This is a genomic window from Comamonas brasiliensis, from assembly GCF_018292285.1.
GTDB classification, from domain to species: domain Bacteria; phylum Pseudomonadota; class Gammaproteobacteria; order Burkholderiales; family Burkholderiaceae_C; genus Comamonas; species Comamonas brasiliensis.
The window spans coordinates 261,607-277,765 of the sequence record NZ_JAANES010000007.1 but is presented as its reverse complement, the minus strand read 5'-3'; the positions used below and the strand labels follow the sequence as shown (position 1 = coordinate 277,765).

Genomic DNA, 16,159 nt, shown 5'->3' with positions numbered 1-16,159 from the left:
AGCCACCGGCTGCTTTTTTCATGGAGTGATCTGCGGCGATCAGCTGCCCGCCACCTTCATGCGATTGACAAGGATGGAGCCCACGGTCTTGGCGCCGTAGTTATAGGCATCGGCTCCGATCGCCTCGATGCCCTTGAACATGTCCTTCATATTGCCGGCAATTGTGATTTCGTCCACGGGGAAGGCGATCTCGCCGTTCTCCACCCAGAAACCGCTGGCACCGCGCGAATAGTCGCCGGTCACATAGTTCACGCCCTGGCCCATCAGCTCGACCACGAACAGACCCGTGCCCAGCTTCTTGAGCATGGCGTCCAGATCGTCGCCCGCCTTGGTGCGGCGCGAAGTCATGACCAGATTGTGCGAACCGCCGGCATTGCCCGTGGTCTTCATACCCAGCTTGCGCGCCGAGTAGCTGGACAGGAAATAGCCTTCCACACGGCCGGCATCCACCACCTTGCGGGCCTGCACGCGCACGCCTTCCTCGTCGAAGGGCGAGCTGCCCTTGCCGCCCAGGACGAACGGGTCTTCCTCGATATCGATGTGCTTGGGGAAGATGGGCTTGCCCATGGAGTCCAGCAGGAACGTGCTTTTGCGATACAGCGCGCTGCCGCTGACGGCCTGCACAAAGCTGCCCAGCAGGCCGGCGGCCAGGGGCGACTCGAACAGCACCGGGCATTCGATGGTCGGAATCTTGCGGCTGCCCAGACGGCTCAGCGTGCGCTCTGCGGCATAGCGGCCCACGGCCTCGGGCGAGGCCAGATCGGCCGCATTGCGCATGGAGCTGTACCAGTAGTCGCGCTGCATCTCGCCATTCTTGCCGGGCAGCTTGGCGATGGGCGCCACCGACATGCTGTGGCGCGAGCTGGCGTAGCCGCCGCGAAAACCGTTGGTATGGGCCGTGAAGAAATGGCTTTGCTGGGCCGAAACGCCCGCACCCTCGCTGTTGCTCACACGGCGGTGGGTCTTGAAGGCGGCCTCCTCGCAGCGCAGCGCCATCTCGGCAGCCTGCTCGCTGGTAATGTCCCAGGGGTGGAACAGCTCCAGATCACGGTGCGTGCCGGGCAGCGCGATATCGGCGCTGTCGGGCAGGCGGGCAAACGGGTCTTCGGCCGTGAAGCGCGCGATGTCGTAGGCGGCCTGCACGGTCTGCTTGATGGCGGCTTCGGAGAAGTCCGAGGTGCTGGCATTGCCCCGACGCTGGCCCAGATAGACGGTCACGCCCAGCGACTTGTCGCGGTTGCGCTCCACGGTCTCCAGCTGGCCCTTGCGCACGCTGACCGACAGGCCGCAGCCTTCGGAAGCCTCGGAACCTGCGTCCGTCGCACCCAGCTTCTTGGCGTGGCTCAGAGCCTGGTCCACCAGGCCTTCAAAAAAGGCTTGGCTGAAGCTGAAACCGGCTTGCGGTGCGGATTGGGCCTGTGCACTGGAAGTGCTTGTATTGCTGGAGCGAGGTTTTTTCATAGCGGCGGATATGATAGCCGCCACTGCGGCGCCCTCTGCGCTGCCACCGATATTGCCCCCTTACCATGTCACGCAAACCCACCAAAGGCTATTTTGTTCGCGGAAAGTTCGTTGCCGAAGGCAGCGAGCTGGACCTTGAACTGAAGGCCGAACTCAAAGGCACTTACGACTCCACCAAGACCGACCTCAAGCGCGAAAGTGATGCGCTGCAGGATCTGGGCAAGGAGCTGATGACGCTGCGCAGCGACCTCTTCAAGCGCCTGCAGCTGTCCGACCAGTTGATCGACGCGCTGGCCGAGGCCAAGCGCATCACCAATTTCGAAGGCAAGCGCCGCCAGCTCCAGTATGTGGGCAAGCTCATGCGCAAGCTGACGCCTGAACAGGTCGCCGCCGTCAAGCAGGCGCTGGACGAGCAGCGCAATGGCTCGGCCAGCGAAAAAATGTCGCTGCAGGTGGCCGAGCAATGGCGCGACCGCCTCATCGTCGAGGAAGCGGCCCTGTCCATCTGGCTGGAGCATTTCCCCGGCTCCGATGTGCAGCAGCTACGCTCACTGATCCGCCAGTCGCGCAAGGACATCGAGAAAGCCAAGGAACAAGCCGCCGCAGCGGCCGCTGCCGCCGGCCCCGATGCCGAGCCCAAGGAAGTCAGCAAGGGCCGCGCCTACCGCGACCTGTTCCAGCTGGTGCGCGAGCAGTTGGCCAGCGCCGGCAAGGCCGATGCGGCTGCCGAGGACGAAGGCGATGAGTGATGCGCCCGTATATCTTCACGATGCCGTGAAGATCGGCATTGTCTCCATCAGCGACCGCGCCAGCAGCGGCGTCTATGAAGACAAGGGCCTGCCGGCGCTGCAGGAATGGCTGAGCCGCGCGCTCAAAAACCCGATCCAGTTCGAACCGCGCCTGATTCCCGACGAGCAGGCCGGCATCAGCGCGACCCTGATCGAGCTGGTGGATGCGGGCTGCAGTCTGGTGCTGACCACCGGCGGCACCGGCCCCGCGCTGCGCGATGTGACGCCCGAGGCCACCCTGGCCGTGGCCCACAAGGAAATGCCGGGCTTTGGCGAGCAGATGCGCCAGATCAGCCTGGCCTTTGTGCCCACCGCCATCCTCTCGCGCCAGGTGGCGGTGATACGCGGCAGCAGCCTGATCATCAACCTGCCGGGCCAGCCCAAGGCGATTGCCGAGACGCTGGAAGGTCTCAAGGACGCGGATGGCAAGCAAAAGGTCAACGGCATTTTTGCCGCCGTTCCCTATTGCATCGACCTGATCGGCGGTCCCTATCTCGAGACCCATGACGAGATCTGCAAGGCCTTTCGCCCCAAGACCGCGATTCGCGCTCCCCGCACGGCCTAGCCTGAAGCGCCGGGTGCAATCCCTGCCAAAACATCTACTAAAGCAGCCTACGGGCTGCTTTTTTCATGGCACTGGCGCGGCATCTGCACCGCTGGCATCTCGCTACAACCGCTATCAAAATAAAAGCGCATTGCGCTTTTCATTCATTGATTTCAGCAATAAAACCATCTGAAATCAATTACAGGCATGCGGTAGCAGCTATCAAAGCAGGTATGTCCCTTGGGATTTCCCGCAAGTGCTTGCCCCGATGCCAGACGCATGGGCCGCCCCTAGCATGTTTGCTGCGATGCAGCGACGGCGGCCACCCGCCGACCGGACACTGCACGCTCTCTCCACATTTCTCATAATTTTCAGGAGACTCCATGCATCGCTTGTCCCAGTCTGCGCCCACTGCTTCCCTGCTGGCTCTCGCCCTGACGGCGGCCTTCGCGGCTCCCGCCATGGCACAGGAAAAAGTCAAGATCGGCTTCATCACTGACATGTCCAGCCTTTATGCCGACGTGGAAGGCAAGAACGGTGCCGTTGCCATACAGATGGCAATTGACGACTTTGGCGGCAAGGTGCTGGGCAAGCCCATCGAGCTGCTCACGGCCGACCACCAGAACAAGGCCGATATCGCGGCCAGCAAGGCCCGCGAATGGATAGACACGCAAGGCATCAGCCTGGTGTTCGGCGGCACCAACTCCGCCACCGCGCTGGCCATGGCCAAGGTCGCGCAGGAGAAAAAACGCGTCTTTATCGACAATGGCGCGGGCAGCTCGGCCCTGACCAATGAGCAGTGCAGCCCCTATACCGTGCACTACGCCTTCGATACCGTGGCCCTGGCCAAGGGTACGGGCGGCGCCGTGGTGGACACGGGCGGCAAGAGCTGGTTCTTCGTGACGGCCGACTATGCCTTCGGCCATGCGCTGGAAGCCGACACCAGCAAGATCATCGAAGCGCGCGGCGGCAAGGTGCTGGGCTCGGTCAAGACGCCGCTCAACGCCAGCGACTTCTCCAGCTTCATGCTGCAGGCCCAGAACAGCAAGGCGCAGATTCTGGGCCTGGCCAATGCCGGCGGCGACACCATCAACTCCATCAAGGCTGCCAAGGAGTTCGGCGTCACCAAGAACATGAAGCTGGCCGGCCTGCTCGTCTTCTTCAGCGACATCCACAGCCTGGGCCTGAAGAACACCGAAGGCATGCAGTTCACCGCCCCCTGGTACTGGGACATGAACGACGGCTCGCGCAAGTTTGCCGACGCCTTCATGGCCAAGACCCAGCGTCGCCCCAGCGAGATCCAGGCCGCCGACTACTCGGCCACCATGAACTACCTCAAGGCCGTGGAAAAAGCCGGCACGCTGGATGCCGACAAGGTCATGGCCACCTTGAAGAGCACCAAGATCGACGACTTCTTCGGCCAGGGCTATATCCGCGAAGACGGCCGCTATGTGCACGATATGTACCTGATGCAGGTCAAGTCGCCGGCAGAGTCCAAGGGCACCTGGGACTATTACAAGATCATCAAGAAGCTGCCGGCCGAGCAGATCTGGACTACCAAGGCCGAAAGCAAATGCCAGTACTGGCGATAAAGCGGATTTGCGTGGACAGAAAAACATGGGAGCTCAGGCTCCCATTTTCTTTACTGCCTTGAGCAGTGCGAATAGCAAGCCATGACTGCGCCGCCTGAAAAATCCGCCGCTGAAATCAATGCGCTAAAAATACCAAATCAATGAATAAGTCACACATTTAAAACATAAATTACAAAATAAAACAATCAAAATTTTCACCGAATTATTTTGCTATCAACTTAAAAGCATCAATCCTTTTTCAGTCATACATTTCAATCAATTTTCAACAGAAAAAATCCTGCACCACTCGGGACTTATCAGTTATTAACAAAACACCTGGATGCAGCCTATTTCGCTATTGGCATTTGTGCTGAGTCAATAACTGGTTGCCACGCCATGTTTCGGTTTGGGCAGTCTCGCCGGGCCGTGCTCAATAAAGCTCACGGACAAGGCTACACTGCGCCGCGCCTTATCGGCTTTACGCCTGTTTCACTACCTGAAAATAGGTAGTTTCTTTGACCCGTAGCAACGCAGCATGGCTGCGAGTTACGGCGCCCTGACTTCCAAACTCATGTTTCCACGCTGGACTCTGACTCTCCTGGCAAGCCTTGCCCTGACCGCCTGCGGCGGCGGTGGCTCTGGCGACTCCTCCTCCGCCACGCCTCCTGGCACCGAAACCCCTTCGCAGCCCGGCACTCCCGGCGTCACGCCTCCTGAGGTCGCACCTCCTGAAGTCGATCCGCCTGCGGTGCTGCCGCCGGTCACCGAGCCGCCGACCAGTAGCCGCATAGAACAGGCATTGCTTGCCGGCAACAGCCGCCTGCTGCAGGCCGAAGATCAGACGGAGCTGCTGCAATCGGCAACGCAGCTGATCCAGCAAACCCGGGTGCAGCAGCAAGGACTGCTCGCCCAGTTGCTGGATGACAGCACGGCAGCGGCCCTGGACTTCGGCAACAACAGCCAGCGCGTCAGCCCCTTGCTGTCCACCAGCGCCAGCCCGCTGCTGGTGGCCAACAACGGCAATGTGCTGGCCAGCATGGCAACAGCCCAGAATGGCCGCGCCCTGGCTTATGGCAAAGACCTGATGGGACAGCTCGCCACGGCCTCGGGCGCCAATCAGGCGCAGTTGCCCCTGTTCAAGCGTAGCTTCACCTGGCTTGCCACCGGCAAGGCGCAAGGTCCGCTGCCGGCCACGCTGCGCATGGCGGCGCAGAACTACAGCCAGGCCTCGGTCACGAATCTGGTCGCCCGCCTGGGCAGCAAGGCCGAGATGGTGAGCTGCGCCATCACCGACCCCGCCAACAGCTGCTGGGAAAGCATCGATGTCTTTGTCTTCGGCCAGGACACTCCATTCTCGGCATCGCTGAGCAACCAGGTCAGCCGCTACCTGCAGGCCGGCAAGGGCGTGATCTATCTGCACAGCAACTGGGGCGACTCGGCCGGCGGCCGACAGGTGCTTCAGGCCATGGGCATGGAGCTGGGCGGCTACGCCGGCAATTACTGGGCACCCGCCGATGGCTACCAGATCGGCGGCAGGACCGCTGCCCAGCAGCGCCAGGCGGCCGACAGACTGGGGGCGCATGAGTCCGCGCTCGCAGCCCTGAAAAACGGCAGCAGTGCCGACTTCTCTGCAGACACCAGCCTGATCGGCGCTCTCGACGGCATCCGCAACGATCTGCTCGGCCAGGAAGGCCAGGGCATCAACCTGTTTGCCGACAACTACTATCTCAAGCCCTATATGGCCGCACATCGCCGCCTGGTGCTCTGGGCCGATCTGGCACGCCAGCAGGTGGACTATGCGCAGGTGCGGCGCTCCGATGCCAGCACCTTTTTCCGCACCATGGCGGCCGACACGCTGAGCTATGCCGTGCGCGAGCATGAAAGCACACCGCTGAATTTTGCCGACTGGATGCCCAAGGCCTCGCCCGGTCTGGCCACCAGCGACAGCTGGGAAACCATCGAGGTCACCATTGCCCAGACCGATGGCCGCACGGCCATAGGCCGCGGCGCCGTGCCGGGCAAGACCGTGCAGGTGCAGATCGTGGATGCCGCGGATGCAGCACTGGCGCTGCGGGTGGGCAATATCCGCACGCGCGGCAATCCTCTGGCGCAGGAAAACTACACCCGACCACGCTTTCCGGATGGGCACCAGGCCCGCCTGAGCCCGGGCCAGACGCTGAGCTACAGCACGGCCTGGGGCGGCCCGCTGTTTCTCAACTACTCGGGAGCCAAGGCCGGCAGCGTGGTCAAGCTGCGCGTGCGCGGCAGCGTCAAATACGCGCATTTCGACTTCACGCGCAATCCCGGTGCACAGGAGATCGACGAGGCCGTGCAGGCGCTGCAACGCGGCGACTTTGGCTGGCAGACCTCCAAGATGGTGGGGGGCGAGGTACAGCAGACCATTGGCTATGCCCAAAGCGCCATCGGCAGCCACCATCCGCGCACCTATGTCGTGGAGCGCCTCAAGGGCATGATCTTCGACAGCAACCACCTGGCCAACGGCTACAACAATATGAGTGCCAGCGCCAACGTGAACAACGTCTGCGCCACGCTGGGCTGGGATTGCAGCGGCAGCATCCAGCGCGCCCCCGGCGTGCAGCATTTTGTCGGCTGGCTGGCGGCTTGCGGCTTTCTGTGCTCGGGCAATCCTTCGGACGGCGCCGCAGGCCTTGCCCCCGGATGGGGCTGGTGGCATGAGCTGGGCCACAACACCGTGATGCGCCATATGACGCTGCTGACCGCCGACGGCGGCGGCTGCCCCGTGGAATGCGACAACAACATCCTGGCCAACGCCAGTGCCCTGCGCCAGTACGCCATCACCAACGGTGCCGAGAACAACAGCGGCGAGCGCATCGACCATAAGAAGCTCTACCTGGACATCCAGGCGGCACGCGCCACGGGCAAGACCGGCGATGCCCTGCAAGCCGATATGTTCCAGCGCTTCTGGACCAAGGCCAACAAGTCCGACAACGCCATGCGTGCCGTGCACTTTCAGTTGGCCTTCATCTACACCCGGGAACGCCTGGGTCAGGCCCAGCCACAGCCTGCGGATGTGATCGACTTCCTGGGCCTGCTGGGTCGCGGCGAGCGCCTGATCTATGACAATGCCTACTGGAGCGCCAACAAGAACGCACTGGGCATGAAAGACTATGCCAGCCGGGACATCAGCAACCATGAGCTGCTGTATGTGCTGTCCAGCCGCATCATCGGCCGCGACATGCGCCAGGTCTTTGCCCATTACGGCATTCCTCTGAGCTCGGTCGCTCTGAGTTCGGTCGCCGCTCATGGCATGCCTCAGCTCGCTCCCGAGTTCTACGCCATGGTGCCCGGCAAGGGCAATCAGCTGGAGCTGGGCCGCTGGGTGGATCTGACGGGGGGCGTTCCCAGCTACCCTTTCTAAGCCAAATGCCGCAGACCCTGCGGCATCGCTCGGCAAAAAAGGCAGGCCTTGCGGCTTGCCTTTTTTCATTTCGATAGCCAGTTGGCGCAGACTGGTGCCCGTCGCCTGTCAATCTGCGCTTCCGAGACCGGAAGAGGATTGCGCGCCGGACTCGATAAATTCGCCTGACCCAAGATGCAACTGATCGATCAATACCTTCCCGCCTTCCAGTTCCAGGAGCGCCATACCCTCATCTCGAACCTGCCACCCAAAATATTGCTGGATGCGGTCATGCTCCCCGGCACCACGGAAGACCCATGGGCCAAGGGCTTTATCCGGCTGCGCGAGCTGCCTGATCGTCTGCTTGGCAGGCTGGGTGCAGAAAGCGGACTGAGCCAGCGCCCGGCTTTCGGCCTCGACGACTTCATGCCCCTGGGTCGCGACGCGGATCGAGAGCTGGCCTTCGGTCTCCTGGGACGGTTCTGGCAGCGCGACTACGGCCTGGTCCGGCTGCAGGAACCTGAAGCGCAGTTTGCCCGCTACACCGAGGCCGACCTGGCCAAGCTGGTGCTCAACTTCAGCACGCAGCCGACGCCCGAAGGCCAGACGAGGCTGGTGACGCAAACCCGGGTGCATTGCACCGATGGCAGCGCCCTGCGCAGCTTCACCCCCTACTGGTGGTTGATCCGACCGGTCAGCGGTTTGATCCGGCGGCGCCTGCTCACCCGAATCCACAGGGTCGCAGGATCTCTCAATAAATAAGCACAGGCCGCAACAATGAGCTGGAAAAAACTGGCTGATCTGCCCGGGCAGAAAGTGATTGGCACTTACGGCAGCGAGCTCTGGGCCTTGCGGGATGCCAAGGTCTGGCATCAGGGACGCAAGCTGACGACCGCCGACGCGGCGAGCTTCGAGATTTTTGAAAATCAGCAATTCATTGCCAGAGATGCCTGCAACATCTTCCACGCCTGGAGCCGGCTGCCGAATATCGACCGGAACAGCTTTCGCCAGCTGGGCATGTATTGGCTGGACCGCAGCAGTATCTATTTCGAATATGAAACCTCGCTCAGGCCGCTTGCGGGTAGCGACCCTTTGACTTTTCGCGACCTGGGCGGCGGCTATGGTTCCGATGCCCAGGCAGCGTGGTACTGGGGCAGAAGAATGAAAAACTGTATCCGCAGCCGCCATCTGCAGGTGATGCCGGACAATGATCTCTATGCCAGCGACGGCGAGCAAATCTATTGCGACGGCAAACCTCTGCGTGGTGCCAATCCTTTGCGCTGGCGGATTCTGAACGCCGGATTCTCCGGCGACGACCAGGCCATCTACTACCTGGAGCGCAAGCTGCCTCGTGCGCACCCGCCCTCCTGGCAGCATATTCATGGCGCATGGTCCAGAGACAGAAAACATGTCTTCCATATGCATCTGATCGAGAAGAATGCCGTGCCGCAGTGCCCGGACCCAGCCTGTGCACCAGGCCGCAGCCGATAAGATCCCGCCCAGCGCGAAAGGCAATGTCCCGGATGCAGGGGATTGCCTTGCAGCCCACATACAAGGAGAGATGATGAAGTACGACGACGCGTCCTGGCACTATGGCGGGGATTTTCCGGCCGATCTTCCGCAGTCCGCGGGCGCCACGCATATCGGCATGTTTCTGGCCTGGCTGATCCGCAACGACTACGCCAGCCAGGAGCTGATCGAAGAAGCCGAGGAGGAGATCGAGCTGCTGAAGAGCGAGAAGCTGAGCGGCGCCCAGTTCCTGCTGCGCGTGCTCGACGAGAAGTTCACGGACCAGGAGTTGAACGAAGAAGGCAATGCCTTTGCCGTGGCCTATTACCGAGGCGAGGACCACGACAGCAGGTTTGTGGATGACTATTTCGAAGAGTTCGGTGTCGACGAACAGACAATGTATGGCGTGAGCGACGACTGGGAGCAGTTCCACCGGATTGCGCCGAAGATCGATGCCCGATATCAAGCCTGGGTTGCAGCCGGTCGCCCCGAATACCTGATCTGACCTTCAGGCTCAGCCAAGCCTCACTCGCCCCCAAAAAAAAAGCGCAGCCAGGGACTGCGCTTTTCATTGGATGGCTACCAGCGCTTGATGACCAGGCGCTGCAGCCCCGCTACCAGCTCAGATCAGCGCGCCGTGGTATCCGATGCGATGGGAATATAGAAATCCCCACCCGCCTTGTTGAACTCCTGGGCCTTGGCCTTCATGCCCGCGGCAATGCTGTGCTCGGCGCTCATGCCCTGTTGCTTGGCGAAGTCACGCACTTCCTGGGTGATCTTCATGGAGCAGAACTTGGGTCCGCACATGGAGCAGAAATGGGCCACCTTGGCGCTGTCCTTGGGCAGGGTCTCATCGTGGTAGGCCTGGGCCGTATCGGGATCCAGTCCCAGGTTGAACTGGTCCTGCCAGCGGAAGTCGAAACGCGCCTGTGAAAGTGCATCGTCACGCGAGCGCGCACCCGGATGGCCCTTGGCCACGTCGGCGGCGTGGGCCGCGATCTTGTACGCGATGATGCCCTGCTTGACGTCGTCGCGGTCAGGCAGCCCCAGATGCTCCTTGGGCGTGACATAGCAGAGCATGGCCGTGCCGAACCAGCCGATCATGGCCGCGCCGATGGCCGAAGCAATATGGTCATAGCCGGGAGCGATGTCGATGGTCAGCGGGCCCAGGGTGTAGAACGGTGCCTCGTGGCAGTGCTTGAGCTGCTCGGTCATGTTCTGCTGGATCATGTGCATGGGCACATGGCCGGGGCCTTCGATCATGGTCTGCACATCGTGCTTCCAGGCGATCTGCGTCAGCTCGCCCAGCGTGGCCAGTTCGGCAAACTGGGCATCGTCATTGGCATCGCTGGCGCAGCCGGGGCGCAGGCCGTCGCCCAGCGAGAAGCTCACGTCGTACTGCTTCATGATGTCGCAGATGTCTTCGAAGTGCTCGTAGAGGAAGCTCTCGCGATGATGGGCCATGCACCACTTGGCCATGATGGAGCCTCCGCGCGAGACAATGCCGGTGCGGCGCTGGGCTGTGAGGTGGATATAGGCCAGGCGCACGCCGGCATGGATGGTGAAGTAGTCCACGCCCTGCTCGGCCTGCTCGACCAGGGTGTCGCGGAAGATCTCCCAGGTCAGGTCTTCGGCAATGCCCCCCACCTTCTCCAGCGCCTGGTAGATGGGCACGGTGCCGATGGGCACGGGCGAGTTGCGCACGATCCAGTCACGCGTGGTGTGGATGTTCCTGCCGGTGGACAGATCCATGACATTGTCCGCGCCCCAGCGAATGGCCCATACCAGCTTTTCCACCTCTTCCTCGATGCTGGACGTCACGGCCGAGTTACCGATGTTGGCGTTGATCTTGACCTTGAAATTGCGGCCGATCGCCATGGGCTCGATTTCAGGGTGGTTGATATTGGCCGGAATGATGGCGCGGCCGCGCGCCACCTCTTCGCGCACGAATTCGGGCGTGATGATCTTGGGAATGCTGGCGCCCAGGCTGTTGCCGGCCAGACGCAGCTCGCGCGCCGCGTCCTGCTGGTACTGCGCCATCCATTCGCGGCGGCCGTTTTCGCGCAGGGCCACATACTCCATCTCGGGCGTGATGATGCCGCGCTTGGCATAGTGCATCTGGGTCACGTTCTGGCCGGATTTGGCTCGACGCGGCTGACGCTGCAGCGCGGCGGCCTCGGCACGCAGCTGGGCAACGCGCGCATCTTCCTCGCCGCGCTTGCCGCCATCGTCCAGCGCCACACGCAGGCGACCCACGTAGTACTCGCTATCGCCGCGCGCCTCGATCCAGGCAGCACGCACGCTGGGCAGGCCCTGGCGCACGTCGATCTGCACGGAGGGGTCGGTATAGGGGCCCGAGGTGTCGTAGACGCTGACCTGCTCTCCATTGGTGAGTGCAATGTCGCGCACCGGCACACGCAGCTGGGGGTGCAATGCGCCGCTCAGATAGCTCTTGGTCGATGCCGGAAACGGCTGGCGCGACTGGGCCAGCAACTCGGCAAAACGGGCGGCATCGGGGGCATGGCCTGCAGCAGGCGTAAAGATGGAATCAGGGGCGTTCATCGCAGTCTCCTCAAAGCGGTTGAAATGCATCAAACGCTCCGTGGAGTGCGGCCCCGCTCTGATCTTGCCCGGCACCGGCGCTGCCCGCTATGGGGTATCCGGCCTGTGCCGCCGAAATTCTGCAATTTCGGCCTGGTTCTTCACGCACCGGCTGCCCAGAAAAGACAAAACCCCAGTGCGCGAGGCGCCTGGGGTTTGCTGTGCCCATGGTTTTCAGGGCTGGCACTGGTGCCGGCTGTCCCGTCCATCCATAGGCCCTGCGTCAGGGTCCCGCTCTTCTTCCGCCGGTATGAACCGGATCAAGTTCGTCGGGTTCGCCTGCACTGTTTTCACAGTGACTGGCATCTCAGCGCTTTCGCACACCCCGGAGCTGCACGCAGTATAGGCTGGTTTTGCCGCAAATGCCGCGACATGGACGCGGTTTAACTATGCTGACCTTCGGGTGCCTAATCCGCGGCCTCGTCCAGCCCTTTCAGCGCCAGCCATTCATGGCTGGCCGCACGGCTTGCGCGCCACTGGTTGATGGGAGCGCTGACGTCCTCGTAGCCCAGGGCGATGCCGAAGGCAATCTGGTAGCCCTCTGGCAAGGCCAGTTGCTCGATCAGCATATCGTTGTACATGCGCCAAAAGCCCTTGGCGCAGGTGGCCAGGCCATGCTCCACGGCCAGCAGCATGAAGGACTGCAGGTAAATGCCCAGATCCACCCATTGCGCATAGCCCATGCGCTCTTCCACGGCCACAAAAATGCCCACGGGCGCGCCGAACATCTGGCCGTTCTTGGCCAGCTGGGCCAGGCGTGCGGCCTTCCTTGTCCTCGCGGCCGATATTGAGTGAGCGGTACAGATCCTCGCCATTTTCAAAACGGCGGCTGCGATAGGGCTCCCACAGTCCGGGCGGATAGGACAGGCCGGGACGCGGAACCGCCTCTGTCTCTCTGGCCCGGGCGCATAGATCCTCGAGCGCCTGCCCGCCCACGGCGGTCACACGCCAGGGCTGCATATTGCCGCCGGACGCGGCCTGCGCCGCAGTCTCCAGCAAGTCCCGCACCGTGGCCGCGGCCACGTTCCGGGGCAGAAAAGCGCGTACCGAGCGGCGCTGCTGCAATGCTTGACGAATATCCATCTCTTGTTCTTTCCAAAATTGCTGCACTGCAGTGTAGAAGCTTGCGGCATTTTCCCGAGTCGCGCCGGATACCTTGCCGCAGCCGCCCCGGTGCTTGCCCTGATGGCGCGGCCTGCGCCAGCTGCGACCATGCTGGCTGCCCGTCGCAGTGACCGGGTACTCACCATCTCAGGAGATGACTCTGATGAAGCCTCGCTCTGTTTGCTCCGCTACCGCTTTCTCCCCCAGAACATTGACGCTGGCATTGGGCTGCCTGCTGGCCGCTGCAGGCGCTCAGGCGCAGGACAAGATTCGCATCGGCTTCATCACCGATATGTCGGGCCTCTACTCCGATGTGGACGGCAAGGGCGGTGCTCTGGCCGTGCAGATGGCCGTGGACGACTTCGGCGGCAAGCTGCTGGGCAAGCCCGTCGAGGTGCTGACTGCCGACCACCAGAACAAGGCCGATATCGCGGCCAGCAAGGCGCGCGAGTGGTTCGATACCCAGGGCATGAGCATGCTGATCGGGGGCACCACTTCCAGCGCCGGTCTGGCCATGGGCAAGGTGGCCGATGAAAAGAAAAAGGTCTACATCATCAACGGTGCCGGCACCTCGGCACTGACCAACGAGCAGTGCAGCCCCTATTTTGTGCACTATGCCTATGACACCGTGGCACTGGCCAAGGGCACGGGCAAGGCTGTGGTGGAACTGGGCGGCAAGAACTGGTTCTTTCTGACGGCGGACTATGCCTTTGGCCAGGCCCTGGAAGCCGACACCACGCGCGTCATCAATGCCTCCGGCGGCAAGGTGCTGGGCAATGTAAAGCACCCGCTGAACACGGCTGACTTCTCCTCCTTTCTGCTGCAGGCCCAGAACTCCAAGGCCCAGATCCTGGGTCTCGCCAATGCCGGCGGCGACACCATCAATGCCATCAAGTCGGCCCGCGAATTTGGCCTGACCAAGACCATGAAGCTGGCCGGCCTGCTGCTGTTCAGCTCCGACATCCACAGTCTGGGCCTCAAGGCCACGGAAGGCCTGATGTTCACCGACAGCTGGTATTGGGACCTGAACCCCGAAAGCCGCAAGTTCTCGGATCGCTTCTTTGCCAAGTTCAAGAAGATGCCCACTTCACTGCAGGCCGCCAACTACTCGGCCGCCATGCAGTATCTGAAGCTGGCCGAGAAGCTCGGCACGACGGATGCCGACAAGATCATGGCCGGCTTCAAGGCCACGCCACTGTCGGACTTCTATGCCAAGGGCGTGGTTCGCCCCGATGGCCGCTATGCCCACGATATGTATCTGCTGCAGGTCAAGGCACCAGCCGAATCGAAGAAGGCCTGGGATTACTTCAAGGTGCTCAAGACCCTGCCCGGCGACCAGGTCTTCACCACCAAGGAAGAGAGCAAGTGCGCGCTGTGGAAGTAAACCACCGCCATTGAAGAAGCAGGCGGGCTGCCTGCATGGAGCCCGGCCTCATGCATTGCGCTTCATCGGCGGCCCAGCCTTCTGGCCACATAGGCAGAAGCATCAAGCGCCCGCCTGCACCAGCATCGAGACAAGGCTTATTCGAACCCGCGCAGTTCGCACCAGTCCTCGGGCGCAGCCCTGGTGGAGCGCCACTGGTTGATGGGCGCGGCGCTGTCCTCATAACCCAGTGCCATGCCAAAGGCGATCTGGTAGCCCGGCGGCAGCGCCAGGTGCCGGCTCACAAAAGTGCTGTAACCGCGCCAGAAGCCCTGGGCACAGGTGGCCAGGCCCTTGTCGGCGGCCAGCAGCATCAGCGATTGCAGATAAATCCCCAGATCCACCCACTGCGCATGCAACATGCGTTTCTCGACGGCCACGAATACGCCGACCGGCGCGCCAAACATCTGGGCGTTGCTGGCCAGCTGCCGCAGCCGCCCAACCCTGTCCTCACGCCCCATGCCCAAGGAGCGATAGAGATCCTCGCCATTGTCGAAGCGGCGGCGGCGATAGGGCTCCCAGAGCTGAGCCGGATAGACCAGGGCCGCATCGGAATCAGGGGTCGCCTCGGACATGGCCTGGCGCAATGCCTGCAGACTTGTGCCCGTCAGTGCCATCACGCGCCAGGGCTGGAGATTGCCGCCGGAAGCCGCCAGTCCGGCCTGCACCAGCAACTCCCTGACCTGGGCCGCCCCCACCGCTCTGGACAAAAAGGCACGCACCGAATGGCGCTGTCGCAGGGCCTGTTCCACATTCATCATTGCTCGCCTTGGGTTTGAGTTGACAAGCAGTCTTGGGCGGATGGGCAGGGCTTGCGCCCCTCAAATCGACTACGGGCAAGCACCATGAAAAAAGCCAGCGACAGGCGCTGGCTTAACTATCAAAAAAGAAGCATAAATCGCTTTACAGATAAGCGTTTGAGGCCTACTTTCCTAGAATCTGGTCGATCTTGTCCTTCTGGAAGGCCTCAGGGCGCTCGGACTCGCAAGGCACACAGTCCTTGACATGGCCCTGGATCGAGAGCTTCTCGATGGCAGCCCACAGCAGTGCGATCTGCTTTTCGTGACCGGCCGCGCCTTCGGACAGCGAGCGCATGGCCTGGGCCACGGGGTCGACTTCGGCCGTCACGCCATAGGCGGTGAAGCCGCTCTTGCCGCAATCCTCGTCGACCACGACAGCCGCTTGTGCCTTGGCCTCGACCTTGGGAGCCAGCTCATGCTCGGTCACATCGGCGCTCTGCCCGGTCTTGCTGGGAATGATGCGAGCCGGAATGCCGACGGCCGTGGCACCTGCGGGCACGGGCTTGATGACCACGGCATTGCTGCCGATCTTGGCACCATCGCCCACCTCGAAGCCGCCCAGCACCTTGGCGCCGGCACTGACCACCACGTTCTTGCCCAGGGTCGGGTGGCGCTTGGCGCCCTTGTACAGCGAGGTACCGCCCAGGGTCACACCGTGATAGATGGTGCAGCCATCGCCCACCACGGCGGTTTCGCCGATCACGACACCCATGCCGTGATCAATGAAGACCTCGCGACCGATGACGGCACCGGGGTGGATTTCAATGCCGGTGAACCAGCGCCCCATGTGCGAGATGAAGCGGCCCAGCCATTTGAAGCCATGCGTCCAGCACCAGTGTGCAGGGCGCTGCAGCCAGATGGCGTGCAGCCCCGGATAACAGGTGATGACCTCCCAGGTGCTGCGGGCCGCAGGGTCGCGGTCAAGAATGCACTGGATGTCGGAGCGCAGGCGAGCAAGCATCAAATAACAACGTGAGGA

12 protein-coding genes, 1 pseudogene and 1 riboswitch are annotated in these 16,159 nt (G+C 62.2%); of the genes and pseudogenes, 8 read left to right on the top strand and 5 right to left on the bottom strand.

Translation table 11 applies throughout. The features are described from left to right. Positions 1 to 39: 39 nt before the first annotated feature. On the bottom strand, positions 40 to 1,461 hold the full coding sequence (gene pmbA / locus DJFAAGMI_RS23775) for a metalloprotease PmbA (protein ID WP_043004783.1): 1,422 nt from the start codon (positions 1,459 to 1,461) through the stop codon (positions 40 to 42). 65 nt (positions 1,462 to 1,526) lie between these two features. Here pmbA and yjgA point away from each other — a divergent pair, with 65 nt between their 5' ends. From yjgA to DJFAAGMI_RS23740, 7 genes are all read left to right on the top strand, one after another. Further along, positions 1,527 to 2,210, top strand: coding sequence for a ribosome biogenesis factor YjgA (yjgA, locus tag DJFAAGMI_RS23770; protein WP_211459680.1), 684 nt, complete (start codon positions 1,527 to 1,529; stop codon positions 2,208 to 2,210). Further along, entirely contained in the window at positions 2,203 to 2,814 is a 612-nt protein-coding gene (gene mog / locus DJFAAGMI_RS23765; protein WP_211459678.1) for a molybdopterin adenylyltransferase, read from the top strand. The genes yjgA and mog overlap by 8 nt, the downstream gene beginning before the upstream one ends. Before the next feature lie 362 nt (positions 2,815 to 3,176). After that, positions 3,177 to 4,385 (top strand): ABC transporter substrate-binding protein, encoded by a 1,209-nt coding sequence (locus DJFAAGMI_RS23760; protein WP_003069356.1) that lies wholly within the window; start codon positions 3,177 to 3,179, stop codon positions 4,383 to 4,385. A gap of 514 nt (positions 4,386 to 4,899) precedes the next feature. Continuing rightward, positions 4,900 to 7,764: an ImpA family metalloprotease gene (locus DJFAAGMI_RS23755; protein WP_249334757.1), complete on the top strand. Its 2,865-nt coding sequence runs from the start codon at positions 4,900 to 4,902 to the stop codon at positions 7,762 to 7,764. A gap of 174 nt (positions 7,765 to 7,938) precedes the next feature. After that, positions 7,939 to 8,505: a hypothetical protein gene (locus DJFAAGMI_RS23750; protein ID WP_211459676.1), complete on the top strand. Its 567-nt coding sequence runs from the start codon at positions 7,939 to 7,941 to the stop codon at positions 8,503 to 8,505. 87 nt (positions 8,506 to 8,592) lie between these two features. Continuing rightward, on the top strand, positions 8,593 to 9,234 hold the full coding sequence (locus DJFAAGMI_RS23745; protein ID WP_249334755.1) for a DKNYY domain-containing protein: 642 nt from the start codon (positions 8,593 to 8,595) through the stop codon (positions 9,232 to 9,234). A 73-nt stretch (positions 9,235 to 9,307) separates the two neighbouring features. After that, positions 9,308 to 9,757 (top strand): DUF7832 domain-containing protein, encoded by a 450-nt coding sequence (locus DJFAAGMI_RS23740; RefSeq protein ID WP_211459672.1) that lies wholly within the window; start codon positions 9,308 to 9,310, stop codon positions 9,755 to 9,757. Between the two features lie 122 nt (positions 9,758 to 9,879). Here DJFAAGMI_RS23740 and thiC read toward each other — a convergent pair whose 3' ends face one another. Together thiC and DJFAAGMI_RS23730 are read right to left on the bottom strand one after the other, a co-directional pair. Next, positions 9,880 to 11,814 carry a phosphomethylpyrimidine synthase ThiC gene (gene thiC, locus DJFAAGMI_RS23735; protein ID WP_211459670.1) on the bottom strand — a complete coding sequence of 645 codons (1,935 nt, stop codon included), beginning with the start codon at positions 11,812 to 11,814 and terminating at the stop codon, positions 9,880 to 9,882. A gap of 259 nt (positions 11,815 to 12,073) precedes the next feature. Next, positions 12,074 to 12,191: riboswitch (TPP riboswitch) on the bottom strand. A 69-nt stretch (positions 12,192 to 12,260) separates the two neighbouring features. Then, a pseudogene (locus DJFAAGMI_RS23730) lies at positions 12,261 to 12,936 on the bottom strand (nitroreductase). A 184-nt stretch (positions 12,937 to 13,120) separates the two neighbouring features. Here DJFAAGMI_RS23730 and DJFAAGMI_RS23725 point away from each other — a divergent pair. Beyond that, positions 13,121 to 14,341, top strand: coding sequence for an ABC transporter substrate-binding protein (locus tag DJFAAGMI_RS23725; RefSeq protein ID WP_211459668.1), 1,221 nt, complete (start codon positions 13,121 to 13,123; stop codon positions 14,339 to 14,341). Positions 14,342 to 14,478: 137 nt separating this feature from the next. On the opposite strand, the gene DJFAAGMI_RS23720 is transcribed toward DJFAAGMI_RS23725, so the two are convergent. After that, complete coding sequence (locus DJFAAGMI_RS23720; RefSeq protein ID WP_211459666.1) at positions 14,479 to 15,138, bottom strand: nitroreductase; 660 nt, start codon at positions 15,136 to 15,138, stop codon at positions 14,479 to 14,481. A gap of 166 nt (positions 15,139 to 15,304) precedes the next feature. After that, complete coding sequence (cysE, locus tag DJFAAGMI_RS23715; RefSeq protein WP_043004771.1) at positions 15,305 to 16,141, bottom strand: serine O-acetyltransferase; 837 nt, start codon at positions 16,139 to 16,141, stop codon at positions 15,305 to 15,307. Positions 16,142 to 16,159: the final 18 nt, after the last annotated feature.

Bases quoted from the DNA above. Each gene is read 5' to 3' on its own strand.
- pmbA (WP_043004783.1), bottom strand. From the start codon at position 1,461: ATGAAAAAACCTCGCTCCAGCAATACAAGCACTTCCAGTGCACAGGCC.
- yjgA (WP_211459680.1), top strand. From the start codon at position 1,527: ATGTCACGCAAACCCACCAAAGGCTATTTTGTTCGCGGAAAGTTCGTT.
- mog (WP_211459678.1), top strand. From the start codon at position 2,203: ATGAGTGATGCGCCCGTATATCTTCACGATGCCGTGAAGATCGGCATT.
- DJFAAGMI_RS23760 (WP_003069356.1), top strand. From the start codon at position 3,177: ATGCATCGCTTGTCCCAGTCTGCGCCCACTGCTTCCCTGCTGGCTCTC.
- DJFAAGMI_RS23755 (WP_249334757.1), top strand. From the start codon at position 4,900: ATGGCTGCGAGTTACGGCGCCCTGACTTCCAAACTCATGTTTCCACGC.
- DJFAAGMI_RS23750 (WP_211459676.1), top strand. From the start codon at position 7,939: ATGCAACTGATCGATCAATACCTTCCCGCCTTCCAGTTCCAGGAGCGC.
- DJFAAGMI_RS23740 (WP_211459672.1), top strand. From the start codon at position 9,308: ATGAAGTACGACGACGCGTCCTGGCACTATGGCGGGGATTTTCCGGCC.
- thiC (WP_211459670.1), bottom strand. From the start codon at position 11,814: ATGAACGCCCCTGATTCCATCTTTACGCCTGCTGCAGGCCATGCCCCC.
- DJFAAGMI_RS23725 (WP_211459668.1), top strand. From the start codon at position 13,121: ATGAAGCCTCGCTCTGTTTGCTCCGCTACCGCTTTCTCCCCCAGAACA.
- DJFAAGMI_RS23720 (WP_211459666.1), bottom strand. From the start codon at position 15,138: ATGAATGTGGAACAGGCCCTGCGACAGCGCCATTCGGTGCGTGCCTTT.
- cysE (WP_043004771.1), bottom strand. From the start codon at position 16,141: ATGCTTGCTCGCCTGCGCTCCGACATCCAGTGCATTCTTGACCGCGAC.